Source organism: Flavobacterium humidisoli (assembly GCF_023272795.1).
GTDB lineage: Bacteria > Bacteroidota > Bacteroidia > Flavobacteriales > Flavobacteriaceae > Flavobacterium > Flavobacterium humidisoli.
Genome location: NZ_CP096829.1, coordinates 171,856 through 186,117, shown reverse-complemented (window position 1 = coordinate 186,117; position 14,262 = coordinate 171,856). Strand labels below are relative to the sequence as shown.

Sequence of the window (14,262 nt, the reverse complement as noted above, 5' to 3'; positions counted from 1 at the left end):
AAGTTTCCACACATAGCGATGTGTATTGATGCAAGTGAAACGCCTTTACGCACAATGCAAAACTATGTTTCTATGCGTTGAAAATAATTACATTCCAACCTACAATTTTAGATTTCGCAATCGCAGAGCATTTACAATTACCGATACTGAACTCAAACTCATAGCAACCGCGGCCAACATCGGCGAAAGCAATATTCCTAAAAATGGATATAAAATTCCTGCGGCAATTGGTACGCCTAAAGTGTTGTATATAAAAGCAAAAAATAAATTCTGTTTAATATTTGACATTACAGCATGGCTGAGGTTTTTTGCTTTTACAATTCCGTTTAAATCGCCTTTTACTAAAGTAATTTTTGCACTTTCTATAGCGACATCCGTTCCGGTTCCCATTGCAATTCCAATGTTGGATTGCGCCAAAGCAGGAGCATCATTGATTCCGTCACCTGCCATTGCCACAATTTTTCCTTGAGCCTGTAGACGTTCTATTTCTTTCAATTTATCTTCCGGAAGGCAATCGGCTTTGAAGGAACTTAGATGCAAATGTTCAGCAACGGCTTTTGCTGTATTGTGATTATCGCCCGTCATCATGATAACTTCAACACCTTGAGCGATTAATTCTTTAATGGCTTTTGCACTATTTTCTTTGATGGCATCGGTAATGGCAACATAGCCTAAAACTTCTTTTTCAATAGCAATATATGAAATGGTTTTTCCAAGATTTTGCTCGGCAGTTACTTTACTTTCTAAATCATCAGCAACAGAAACTCCAATTTCATCCATTAATTTTTTATTTCCTAAAGCGACTTTTTTGTTTTCGATCGTTCCAATAACTCCTTTTCCAGCAATGGTTTCAAAACCCTGAACTTCTTTCAGAGAACTGTTTTTTGCTTTCGCGAAAGAGACTACGGCCTGCGCCAAAGGATGTTCGCTATGTTGATTTAAAGAAGCTATGTTTTCAAGCAGAAAATCTTCGTCATTATGAATTGCAAATATTTTTTCTACAGATGGTTTTCCTTCTGTAATTGTTCCTGTTTTATCGGTAATTAAAACATCAATTTTATTCATGTTTTCTAAGGCTTCGGCATTTTTGATTAAGATTCCGTTTTGAGCGCCTTTACCCACGCCAACCATTACCGACATTGGAGTTGCCAATCCGAGTGCGCACGGACAGGCAATAATTAAAACCGCAATGGCATTGATTAATCCGTAAACGTAGGCTGGTTCTGGACCAAATTTTGCCCATGCAAAAAAGGTTACAATCGAAATAATAACAACTGTAGGAACAAAATATTTAGAAACGCGATCGGCCAATTTCTGAATGGGAGCGCGAGATCTGCTGGCATCATTTACCATTTGAATAATTTGCGACAACATCGTTTCAGAACCTACTTTTTCAGCAAGCATTACAAAAGATTTTGTTCCGTTTATAGTTCCAGAAATTACTGCATCGCCAGTTTTTTTATCTACTGGAATAGGTTCGCCGGTAATCATAGATTCGTCTATACTGCTTTCGCCAGAAGTTATTTTACCATCAACTGGAATTTTTTCTCCAGGTTTTACACGAAGTAAATCGCCTTTTTTGATATTGTGAATAGAAATTACTTTATCATTTCCATTTTCGACCAAAGTCGCTTCTGTCGGCGCTAATTTTAATAATTCTTTTATGGCTCCATTAGTTTGTCCGTGTGCTTTGGCTTCTAATAATTGTCCTAATAAAACTAAAGTGATAATTACGGTCGCCGCTTCAAAATACAAATGAATCGTTCCGTGATGCGATTTGAACTCTGCTGGAAAAATATCTGGGAAAAACATCCCAACAATACTAAATAGAAAAGCAACGCTGGTTCCAATTCCAATTAAAGTAAACATATTTAAGTTCCAAGTCACAATAGATTTGTAAGCGCGAACGAAAAACATCCATCCTGCATAAAACAAAACAGGAATCGAAAATAAAAGCTGAACCCAATTCCACTTTTCGATGGAGATTATATTGTAAAGTGGATTATTCGGAATCATTTCTGACATAGAGATAATGAAAATTGGAAGCGTAAATAAAATCGCAATTTTCATTTTTTTCAATAAATCAGAATAAGTTTTGTTTTCTTCACTTTCAGAAGCTTGCATCGGAACCAAATCCATTCCGCAGATCGGACAGTCGCCTGGCTCGTTTGAAACAATCTCCGGATGCATCGGACAAGTAAATTGCGTTGCTGTTATGGCAACTTGTGGTACTAAATCCATTCCGCAGACTGGGCAGTCTCCGGGTTTGTTATACGTTTTGTCGCCTTCGCAATGCATTGGGCAGTAATAAACACCATTTGCACTATGCTGATGTACTTTTTTAGTTTCTGTTTTATGATGATTGTGATTCTCTTTTTTATGACCAGAACAGCAAGATTTAGCAGCTTCGCCATGATTTTTAGGAGAATCCATTTCAATAGTATAATTTCCAGCAGCAGATAAAACTTCTTGGAATTTTTCTGTCGGAACATGTTTCTCCATTGTAATCGTAGCTGTTGGCGGATTCAAAGTTACTTCTGCCTGAACGCCTTCAACTTCATTTAAAGTTTTTTCGACTTTAGTTCGACATCCATTGCAAGACATTCCTGAAATTATATATTGATGAGTCATTGTATTGGTTTTTAAGTATTACAATGCAAATTTCTGAAGTATCTGTGAGTTCGGTTTGTATAATTTTGGGAATGATTTGTAAGATTTACTAAATGCTGTTTTTTAAAGCAAAGAGCGCAAAGGTTTACGCAAAGCACACGAATGTTTATTTTTTTAAGATTTAAAAGTTCTCAAAGCTTTAGCTTTATGAACTTTGCGCGTAAAAGTTAGCCACAGATTAAAAAGATTAACACAGATTTGAAAATCCTTTTAATCTTTATAATCTGTGGCTAAAAAAAACTTTTTAAGGGGTGATAAAACATAGCCCAAGGTTTCAACCTTGGGAACGCATTGGATGATCTGGTGCGTTCTAATCATTGGGTCCAATCGTTGTGCTCCAATGGTTGAAACCATTGGTTATGTTTATTTTGTTTGTGAATTGCTCTTAAAAAAGTTAGCCACAGATTAAAAAGATTAACACAGATTTAAAAATCCTTTTAATCCTTATAATCTGTGGCTAATAAACTTTGTTCCCGATAGCTATCGGGATTGTGTAAATATTTGCGCTCTTTGCGGTTAAATCAAAAACTATATATTCTCGATCTGAATACGTTTTTTATCTTTCAATTGTTTGAACGAAGTAGGAGTAAAGCCTGTAATTTTTTTGAACTGATTGCTCAAATGTGCCACATTACTGTAGTTGAGAATATCTGCAATTTCGCTTAACGAAAGCTCATTGTAAATCAATAATTCTTTTACTTTTTCGATTTTCTGACTAATGAAATATTTTTCGATTGTTGTGTTTTCAATTTCAGAAAAGAGATTGCTCAACGAATTATAATCCTGATTTAGATTTTCGGCTAAATAATCGGACAAGTTGATTTTTAAATCATTGTTTTTGTGATGAACCAAATCGACAATTAAGTTCTTTATTCTTTCGACGGTTTTTGTTTTTTTATCATCGATTAAATCAAAACCTAAAACTTGAAGGTTTTCTAATAGAACTTCTTTTTGCTCGTCGCTGATTTCTTTTTCCAGTTCGACTTCACCCAATTCAACAGAAGTAGTTTGAAGTCCGAGTTTTTCGAACTCAGACTTCACAACCATTTTGCATCGGCTGCACACCATATTTTTGATGTAAAGCTTCATATTATTTAATCGTTTCTACCACATTTCCGCAAGTCAGCATAGAAGAACCGTAATACGGATTTTTAACTGCTTTTTCTTTGCTCAACCAGTCAGCATCTGCCATTGGGCAATATTGCTTGTAGATTGGCTGTTCTGGATTAGAAACTTTTATAAGATCATAAGTGCTTTTAGATAAAGATTTAAAAGTCTCGCGTTGTTTCTTAAGATCTGTTGTTGCTGAAATACTTTTAGCATCGGCAGTTAGTTTTTTAACCACTTTCATCCAAACCGCATGTTCGTTGCTTTTTAGTTTGTCCATTTTTACCGCAGTAATCGCTGTCAGTAAGTCTTTGGCTTTCGCCGAAGTCAATTTGCTGTCACTTTTAATAAGGGCATCTTTTACCGTAAAATAAGCATCATAAACAGATTGAAGCTGACTCGCATCAACGATTTCTGTTGTTCCCGACTCTAATTTTGCTGTATTTGCCTGAATGTTATTTGTACTACATAATACGGTAAGTACTGTTGCTAAAGCTATGATTGATTTTTTCATTGTATATAATATTTAGGTAAAGGATTTTATTTCCTTTAAAATTAATTAAAAATTTCGTTTTAAAAAACACCCAATATGGGCTGTCATAAATGCGATAATTATATTTTCGGCTTGAGCCAAATAGAAGTAAATCCAGAAGAAATTGTAGAATTACTGTAAGATGAAATAGTGTTTCTTAAAGAAAAATTGAAGACATCATTTTGTAAATCAAGATCATTTGAAGTCAAAATAACAAATTGCAATGCAGAAGTTGTGCAGCCAGAATGACGACATTTTCCGTCACAATTATGTTTTTCCTGTTTTGAAGTTTTCTTTTCACAGCATTTTTTAGAACAGCTGTTTTCTTCTTTAGAAGCAATTTCTTTGTGATGCACCATATTGCATGCGTAAGTATAACTCGGATTCAAAAAGAAGCTGAGTATTCTAAAAAGCAGTATTATATGGATTTTCTTTTTCAAAGAAATTGTTTTTAGAAGTACAAATTTAGTTAAAAATGTGTGGAGAAATTACTTTTTAAGATTTTGATAACTACAGTTTCTTAAAATCAGTCGGTTTCATGTTTTTTCGTTTTTTGAAATAATTCGTCAAATGACTTTCATCTGTAAAACCGAATTCGTAGGCAATCTGTTTTATGGGCAATTGATTGTTATGAAATCTTTTTTCGATTAAAGTCGTTCTCAAATTATGAATGTATTCGCGGTAACTTATGTTGAAAGTTCTTTTGAAATAAGCACTAAAATAGGTTTGAGCAATGTTAAAATGATCTGCAATTACTTTTATCTGAACCAATTTGGGCTGGTAAATATTCTGATGAATGTAATTGGCAATTTGTTCATTATCCAGATGCTTTGATGTCATTTGTAAATTCATGCATCGTATGGTTTCTTTAATCAAACCAAAAATGGAAAGAATCTGATAGAAAACAATAGGTGAATTGGTCACATCAATATATTCACCATACTTTGTGATGTTTTCGACTGTATTTTTTAGAATAGTCTTGCAAGGTTCATCAAATTTTAAAACGGTTTCTTTTAAAATTTTATCCCGCATAAAGCTTTCTGGCGTGTGAATTAAGAATTCATCACAGGTTAAGTTTTGCTTCGAATTAAAATAGTTATCGGTAAATTTTATAAAAATAAAACGAGTACTCTTTTTAATGTCGAAATAATGTTCATCATCTGGTGAAATCACAAATAGATCTCCTGCTTTATAATGAAGCAGATTATTATTTATATGATGAATACCACTTCCTTTCTTGATATAGATGATTTCGTAATATGTATGCGTATGCGGTGGAAGATGAAACTTCTCTTCTTCGAATTCATCAAGAACAAGCGTTTTAAACTGATTTAATTTAGGCATAACTTAAATATACAATTTTATGTCGCAAATTTACAATTTTTTTTAAGGCTATCGGTATTAATTTTGCATCGTAGAAATTTATTCCTTTCTACAATAAATCAAAATGAAAAAAAGTCTTATTGCGCTCTCTTTAGGAGGGTTAACTATTGGTATTACAGAATTTGTAATGATGGGATTACTCCCAGATATTGCTTCAGATATGAAAGTTTCCATTCCGGTTGCAGGATATTTAATTTCGTCTTATGCACTTGGAGTTGTTATTGGAGCGCCTTTGTTAGTAATCGCGGGAAGAAATTATGCACCTAAAAAAATGCTTTTAATTTTAGCTTTAATGTTGGCAGTTTTTAATGCATTGTCAATTATTGCTCCCGATTATACTATTTTATTTGCGTCTAGATTTTTATCTGGATTACCGCATGGTGCATTCTTTGGAGTGGGAGCGGTAGTCGCAAGCCGTTTGGCAGATAAAGGAAAAGAAGCACAGGCAATCTCTATAATGTTTGCTGGTTTAACCATTGCGAACTTAATAGGTGTTCCAATTGGAACTTATATAGGTCATCATTTTATTTGGCGTTATACTTTTGTATTAATTGCTATTGTTGGATTATTGACTTTTTTGGCAATTTATTTATGGATGCCAAATCTTGAAAAAGGAGAAAGTGTAAATATGAAAACACAACTTCAGTTCTTTAAGAAAACAGAAGCTTGGTTGATTATCGGAATTACGGCAATTGGGTTTGGAGGTCTTTTTGCCTGGATCAGTTATATTGCTCCTTTATTAATTAATGTTTCTAAATTTTCGCCAGAAGATGTTTCTTCCATTTTAATTTTAGCTGGATTAGGAATGGTGGTTGGAAATTTCGTAGGAGGTAAATTGGCAGATAAATTTTCACCAGCGCCAACTACATTAGCTTTATTATTAGTAATGTCTTTAGATTTAATTCTAGTTTACTTTTTCTCATTCAATCAATACATGTCTTTATTTCTTACTTTCTTAACTGGAGCTATTTCATTCTCGGTAATTGCGCCAATTCAGATGCTGATGATTCGTACAGCAAAAGGAGCAGAGATGATTGCTTCGGCATCTCTTCAAGGGAGTTTTAATATCGGCAATGCTTTAGGTGCTTTTCTTGGCGGATTGCCTTTGGCAGCGGGATTCAGCTATTCTTCTCCTAATCTTATCGGAGTTGGAATGTCAGTAATTGGAATGATTATCACATTCATCTTGATGAGGTTACATCAGAAACAAGTTCAGGTACAGCCTGCATAAGTTTAAAAATATCATTTTTTAGAGCCCTTAACTTTTGTTTAAGGGCTTTTTTTGTGCTTGTAAAGACCAAACTTATAGTCAAAATTACTTTTTCTGTCATCTTATTGATTTCTTTTATAGGTAAAATCATTGTAAATTTTAAAATATAAATGAAATCTCTCCCATTTTTTTAGCTTGAATTTAACTTTTTAAGTGTAAAAATAACACCTAATAATTTCGTAATACTTATTGATGTAATCGATTGTTTTTTTTATAAAAATCGAATCAAATACACGAATAATAAAAATATATTTAATATTTTATATCAAGATAAATTATATATCTCATAGAAAAAACTGCTATAAATTTTATTATGTAATTTTTTTTATGAAATTTTTATGAAATTTTATTTTTCGTTTTAAAAAAATATCTATGTTTGTGTAATCGATTACAACTTTGTTTTTGATCTTCGAAATCGATTAAGTTATAGAACGAAAAATAGAGCAGGAATAATGCTTTGATGAAGAGATAAATAAATTACTGTTAAAATAAAACCACAAATATTAACTATAAAATGAATTGAAAGTAACCACAAAAAACCACTTAAACCAAAAAGAAAAAACTTTTAATAACTTAAACAATCAACCATGAACTTTAAAGAACTATTAAACAAAGGAGCAAATTTTTGCTTTAAACTTGTTTTCTTACTGTGCTTATTGATCGGTAGTCAAGTACACGCACAGGGCACAACGATAGAGGGAACCGTGAAGGATGCTGCGGGACTTTCTCTTCCTGGGGTAAACGTCTTAGAAAAAGGAACTAAGAACGGAACTTCTACCGATTTTGACGGGCATTACAAAATAAAACTAACCAATCCGAAAGCAGTATTAAGTTTTTCTTTTATAGGATTTCAAAGCCTTAATATTTCTGCAGAAGGAAAAACTAAAGTAAATGCTACCCTGGTTGAAGATGCTAATAACTTAAATGAAGTTGTTGTAATTGGATACGGGACAGCTAAGAAATCTGATTTGACTGGGGCTGTATCTACGATTTCAGGTACTGATTTGAAAAAAGTGCCAGTGGCCAATGTTGCTGAAGCTTTAACGGGTAGAATTGCCGGAGTGCAGGTAACTGCAGCAGAAGGTTCTCCAGATGCTGATATTAGAATTAGAGTTCGTGGAGGAGGTTCACTTACTCAAGACGCTTCGCCTTTAATTATTGTAGATGGATTTCCGATCAACAATATGAATGACATTTCTTCATCTGATATTGAAACAATGACGGTTTTAAAAGATGCCGCTTCAACTGCAATCTACGGATCACGTGGTGCAAACGGGGTAATTCTTATTACGACAAAAAGCGGAAAAGATGGAAAAATGGCCGTAAACTTTAATATGTTTTACGGTATGAAAACGATGGCGAATAAAATTGATGTTTTATCTCCAGAAGATTATACTAAATGGCAATATGAATATGCCTTGCTTTCGCAGAGCGGAACTAAAGTAGCTTCTAATCCAGACAGCTATACCAAGTACTTTGGAAATTGGCAAGATCATGATCTGTACCAAGGTTTAAAAGGTGATGATTGGCAAGAGCAAATTTTTGGACGCACGGGCGAAGTTCAGAGCCGTGATTTAGGAATTAGAGGTGGAACGGATAAGCTTAATTATAACTTTAATTATGCTCATTACGATGAAAAGGCAATTATGATTGGTTCAAACTACAAAAGAAATAACTTGGCATTAGCTTTAAAAAGCAAATTAAGCAATAAGGTTGATGTTGGTTTTACGGTGCGTTATTCAGATACTGAAATTGATGGTGGTGGTGTGAATGAGCAAAATGAGAAATCTTCTTCAGATTCACGTATGCGTACTATTGTGGGGTATGCGCCACTTCCAGTTGCAGGTTTAACTTCAGAAGATGTGAATGGGGATGGAACAGATATGTTAATAAATCCTTTTACTTCTATTTCAGATAATAATCGTCAGCAGTTTCGTAAAAACTTTAATATGTTAGGAAGTTTCGGATGGGAGATTGTAGATAATTTAAAATTGAAAGTAGATTTAGGTCTGGATAATTTTAATAATCAGGATTATCGTTTTTACGGTCTTACTACTTATTATGTGGCTAATGCGCCGTTGGCTACGTTGCAGAATATGCCTGCAATGATTATGTCAGATAGTAAGGAGAGACGTTTCAGAAATGCTAATACGTTGAATTATGATTTCAAAAAAATAATGGGAGAAGATCATCATTTGACGGCTCTTGTTGGAGAAGAAAGCATTAATTATACAACAAATACGCTTACATCGACAATTCATGGATATCCTACTTTTTTTGATTTTGAAAAAGCAAAAACATTAACAACACAAGGAACTCCACAAGCAGTAGATAATTATTATAGCCCTGATGACAGATTATTGTCGTTTTTTGGACGTGCAAATTATGATTACAAAAACCGTTATATTTTCACAGCTACATTTCGTGCAGATGGTTCTAGTAAATTCCAAGAGCAGAATCGTTGGGGATATTTTCCAGCATTTGCTGCAGGATGGAAACTTTCTGAAGAGAATTTCTTGAAAAATAAAAGCTGGTTAAGTCTTTTAAAATTAAGAGCAAGTTATGGAGAAGCAGGAAACAATAATATTCCTGTTGGACAGCAGGTGCAAATTTTCCAATCGACACCAACAACTTGGATTAACGGTGTTACTAGTGTTTGGGCGCCTTCTAAAACAATGCCTAACCCAGATTTGAAATGGGAAACAACAGTGACTCAAAACTTTGGTTTAGATTTCGCGTTTTTCAAAAATCGTTTAAGTGGTAATTTTGATGTTTATAAAAATGTTACAAGTGACTTGTTAATCAATTTTCCAGTTTCAGGAGTTGGATACGATTTCCAATATCGTAACATGGGAGAAACACAAAATACAGGTTTTGAAGCTACTATAAATGTTGTTGCGATTGAAAAGGCAAAATACGGATTGAACTTTTCATTCAATATGGGAGTAAACAAAAATCGTATTAACTCGTTAGGGGTTATGAGTGATTTTGGACAAGCAACAGGATGGGCTTCTTCACAAATTGGAGATGATTATTTAGTAGCAGTTGGTTCTTCGTTAGGTAGTATGTATGGCTATAGAAATGATGGCAGATATGAAGTTTCAGACTTTGATTATGTTGCAGGAAAGTATGTTTTGAAAAACGGAGTGGTTAATACTTCTACTTCTCTAGTAGGAGACGGAAGCGGTCTTAAGCCTGGAGACATGAAATTAAAAGATATCAATGGAGATGGTAAAGTAGATGCAAACGATAAAACCGTTATTGGTAATGTTAATCCTAAAAGCACAGGAGGTTTTGTAATTAATGGTAATGCTTATGGTTTCGATTTAATGGCCGCTTTTAACTGGAGTATTGGTAATGAGGTTTATAATGCCGATAAAATTGAATTTTCTACAGCTACAGCTTCAGGAAGATATAAAAACTTAAATTCTACTATGGCTGACGGAAAAAGATGGACTAACCTAGATCCAGCAACAGGACAATTAGTAACAGATAATCCTGAAGCTTTAGCAGCTCTTAATGCGAATACAACTATGTGGTCTCCTTACATGAGATCGGCTATTTTTACTGATTGGGCAGTTGAAGATGCATCTTTTTTAAGATTGAATACTTTGACATTAGGGTATACTACACCTGAAATGTTTACATCTAAACTAGGAATTTCAAAATTGAGATTTTATTTAACGGCTAGCAATGTTTTTGTTTGGACTAACTATTCTGGTTCTGATCCAGAAGTTTCGACAAAAAGAAAAAATCCACTTACACCAGGGGTAGATTCAAGTCCTTATCCAAGAAGCAGACAAATGATTTTTGGTATGAATCTTAATTTCTAATTTTAAACGATCACAAAATGAAACATAAAATAATAATAGCGGGATTGATTATTGCGGCTTTATTTAGTTCTTGCCAGCAATTTGAAGATGACTATTTAGATACAGAAGCGCCGTCAACATTAGAGCCATCTTTGATATTTTCTGAAGTTGCACTTGCAAAAGGAGCTGTAGATGGAATAAAAGTGCCGTTTGCGGAGACTAATTCTTATAGAGGGAGATTTTTGCCATATTATGGATTAAATACAGATACAGAATGGTACAATACTTCTCAAACAGCAGGAGATAAAGCAGATTTGTGTGTGTATGATGCGAAGCCAAGTAATACAGAAATGAATACGACCAATAATGCCTATGCAATGATGTACTCAGGAATTGAGCGTGCCAATGTTTGTATTCAGGGGTTGCGTCAATATGGTAATCCTACACCAGGCTCAGAAATGGGACAATTACTAGGAGAAGCTTTAACATTAAGAGCGATCTATTATGCCGATTTGCTTAAGTCTTGGGGTGATGTTCCAGCTCGTTTTGAGCCTATCACTACTGCAACATTATATTTGCCTAAAGCGAGTAGAGATATTATTTACAAACAATTAATCGCAGATTTAGGTGAAGCATCAACATTGGTGGCATGGCCTAATGAAACTGCTTATACGAATACAGTAGAACATGTAAATAAAGCTTTTGTAAAAGCATTTAGAGCACGTTTGGCTTTGGCAGCAAGTGGTTATCAGCAATATCCTGATGGAGTAAGAAGAAGTAGCGATCCAGAACTTTCAGTTGCAAACATGTATGCATTGGCATTAAAAGAATCTCGCGAAGTGATCCAAAGTGGTAGTGCTCGTTTAGAGTCTACTTTTGAAGGACTATGGAGAAAATACAATGAAGAAAATACTGCTGCTGGCGGAGAGTCTCTTTGGGAACTTCCTTTCTCTGATGGGCGTGGTAGAATGTTGTTCACTTTTGCGGTAAAACACACTGCGGCTGCCGATCAATTTCAGGCTAATGGTGCTAACCGTGGTGGAGTAGCAGGTCCATTACCATTTGTTTTCTATGATTATGATCAAGCTGATGCTCGTAGAAATGTTACTTGTGTGCCTTATAAGTATGGGGCAGCAGTGAATGGTATTGCAAAACAAGAGCTAGGTACTTTAGACACATGGTATTTTGGTAAATACCGTTACGAATGGATGAAACGTTATGTAACTTCTACAAATGATGACGGGGTTAATAAAATGTACATGCGTTATGCTGAGGTGCTTTTAATTGCTGCTGAAACAGCAAACGAATTGGAGGGTCCAACTGCAGCAATGCCTTACTTGAAAGAAGTTCGTAGAAGATCATTTTCTTCAGCAGATCAAGCCACCAAAGTTGAATCTTATGTAAATGGCTTAACTAGCAAAGATGCCATGTTTAATGCCCTTGTTGAAGAAAATAAATATGAGTTTACAGGAGAGATGGAACGTAAACAAGCGCTGATTCGTTGGAATTTGCTTAAAGCAAACTTAGATAAAGCAAAACAAAAAATGGCAGAATTATCTACGCGCACAGGACAATATGCAGATGTGCCAGCTACTTTGTACTATAAATATCAGTCAGATAATGTAAGTTTAGATATCTATGGACTTAATCGTGGAGAAACTACAAATCCAGGAGCATTGTATTCTTCTACTGCTTGGACATGGACAGGAACAGCTGCAGATGCTAAGATAGCCTCATTGTATAAAGTGGGAGTGAACCCTGATGAGAGACAATTTTGGCAATATGGCAAGTATTTCTTGATGCAAGTAATGGTCAGTTAAAAAATGATTACGGTTATTAAAATCTTTCAAAAAACTAATAATAAATTATAAGTTATTATGATGAAAACAATAAATATATTTAAAGGATTAATAACCGTATTACTTCTTTCAGTTGCAGTTTCTAGCTGTGAAAGTTATAATGAAGCGTTATTAGACGGTATAGGAAATACAAGAGAATTTTCTCCCATCGGACTTAAAGCTACTATCAGAAACTCAACCACGGTTGAGTTAGATTGGACGGTTAAATCAGATGAAAATGCAGATCATTATGTAGTTGAATTTAGTGCTGATGATCCGAGCTTCGCTACAATTTATAAAACCATAAATGTTGCTCCTACAGAACTTCCTGTAAAAGTAGCATTAGAAGGAGAAACAGTTTATTCGATTAGAGTAAAAGCAGTTACTTCTGGCTTAGCAGATTCTAAATGGTCGGTTATAACAGCTACAACATTATCAGAACAGATAATGTTCCCAGTTCAAGATGCAGATATTCAAGCAACTCAAGTTACATTAAGATGGACTCCAAATAGTGCTGTAACACAAATTACTGCTATGCCTGGAAATATTGCGCACACTATTACAGCAGCTGAAAAAACAGCTGGGGTAGCTACAATTACAGGTTTAACTCCAGAAACTGCATACACTGCAATTTTATTAAACGGAACAAAGAAAAGGGGTGATGCAACTTTTACTACCGGAATTGACATTGGAACTGGAATATTAGTGAAAGAGGGAGATGACTTCCTTCAAAAAATTACTGATGCGCCTTCTGGATCTGTTTTAGTTTTCATGCCGGGTGATTACACAGCTCAAACTGGAACAATTGCAATAAATAAAACAATAACGCTAAGAGGTCTAAGACCAGAAAACAAACCAAAATTAAAAGTTAATTTTACTTTGGCTAATAATCCGGCTAATTCAAGTGAAGTGGTTAATCTTTCTTTAATAGATTTAGACTTAAACGGAACTGGTACAACTGGCGGAGCCATAACAATTGGTACAGCAGCGGCTACAGGTTTAGGAGATGTTTTAATAAGCGGATGTTATGTTCATGATTATCCTTCTCAATTAATCTATGGAAATGCATCAGCAAAATTGAAATCATTCTCTGTGGATAATAGTATTGTTGAAAATGTGAACGTTAATGCTGGTGCTGATTTTATTGACTTCAGAACTACTTATGTGGGAAGTGTTTCTTTAACAAAAAGTACATTTGACACTTGTTCATCACGTGATTTCATCCGTTTAGATGCTGCTGCAGGATTAACAGGAACGGGATTAACAAGTAATGTGTTAATCGATGGATGTACAATCTATGCACCTACATTACCAGCGGCAAGTAGAATTTTGTATATACGTTTTGTTTCTAATTTATCAACAGTACGTAATACATTATTAGCAGTTGGATCTGCAGTTTATACAAATTCTACAGCAACGTTCGCTCCAGGGTTTGCAAATAATAATAATTTCAATTCACCTAATTTACAGATAACAACAGGTAACAATAGACCAGATGCTGCTGCAACTGTATTAGATCCTCAATTTCCTAATGCACCAAATGGTGATTTTACAATTAAAAATCAAACATTAATTGATAGAAAAGTGGGAGATCCACGTTGGTTAAAATAAAAATCGTGGTTGATTAAATAGAGAAAAGCGGGATACAAT

General features: G+C 34.5%; 9 protein-coding genes. 4 read left to right on the top strand and 5 right to left on the bottom strand.

Annotated elements, in window-relative coordinates; translation table 11 throughout:
- Positions 1-99: 99 nt before the first annotated feature.
- From M0M44_RS00925 to M0M44_RS00905, 5 genes are all read right to left on the bottom strand, one after another.
- Positions 100-2,631, bottom strand: a complete 2,532-nt coding sequence (locus tag M0M44_RS00925) for a heavy metal translocating P-type ATPase (RefSeq protein WP_248728117.1) — start codon at positions 2,629-2,631, stop codon at positions 100-102.
- A 567-nt stretch (positions 2,632-3,198) separates the two neighbouring features.
- The gene (locus tag M0M44_RS00920; protein WP_248728116.1) at positions 3,199-3,759 is read right to left on the bottom strand and encodes a helix-turn-helix domain-containing protein; all 561 of its coding nucleotides are present in this window, start codon (positions 3,757-3,759) and stop codon (positions 3,199-3,201) included.
- Between the two features lies 1 nt (position 3,760).
- Complete coding sequence (locus tag M0M44_RS00915; protein WP_248728115.1) at positions 3,761-4,291, bottom strand: DUF3347 domain-containing protein; 531 nt, start codon at positions 4,289-4,291, stop codon at positions 3,761-3,763.
- Positions 4,292-4,389: 98 nt separating this feature from the next.
- The gene (locus M0M44_RS00910; protein WP_248728114.1) at positions 4,390-4,749 is read right to left on the bottom strand and encodes a hypothetical protein; all 360 of its coding nucleotides are present in this window, start codon (positions 4,747-4,749) and stop codon (positions 4,390-4,392) included.
- Positions 4,750-4,819: 70 nt separating this feature from the next.
- Positions 4,820-5,653, bottom strand: a complete 834-nt coding sequence (locus M0M44_RS00905; protein WP_248728113.1) for an AraC family transcriptional regulator — start codon at positions 5,651-5,653, stop codon at positions 4,820-4,822.
- A gap of 103 nt (positions 5,654-5,756) precedes the next feature.
- Between M0M44_RS00905 and M0M44_RS00900 the strand changes: the two genes are divergently transcribed.
- From M0M44_RS00900 to M0M44_RS00885, 4 genes are all read left to right on the top strand, one after another.
- Positions 5,757-6,923 carry an MFS transporter gene (locus M0M44_RS00900; protein WP_248728112.1) on the top strand — a complete coding sequence of 389 codons (1,167 nt, stop codon included), beginning with the start codon at positions 5,757-5,759 and terminating at the stop codon, positions 6,921-6,923.
- Positions 6,924-7,549: 626 nt separating this feature from the next.
- On the top strand, positions 7,550-10,795 hold the full coding sequence (locus M0M44_RS00895) for a SusC/RagA family TonB-linked outer membrane protein (RefSeq protein WP_248728111.1): 3,246 nt from the start codon (positions 7,550-7,552) through the stop codon (positions 10,793-10,795).
- Positions 10,796-10,812: 17 nt separating this feature from the next.
- Positions 10,813-12,594: a RagB/SusD family nutrient uptake outer membrane protein gene (locus tag M0M44_RS00890; RefSeq protein ID WP_248728110.1), complete on the top strand. Its 1,782-nt coding sequence runs from the start codon at positions 10,813-10,815 to the stop codon at positions 12,592-12,594.
- 57 nt (positions 12,595-12,651) lie between these two features.
- Complete coding sequence (locus M0M44_RS00885; protein ID WP_248728109.1) at positions 12,652-14,223, top strand: DUF4957 domain-containing protein; 1,572 nt, start codon at positions 12,652-12,654, stop codon at positions 14,221-14,223.
- Positions 14,224-14,262: the final 39 nt, after the last annotated feature.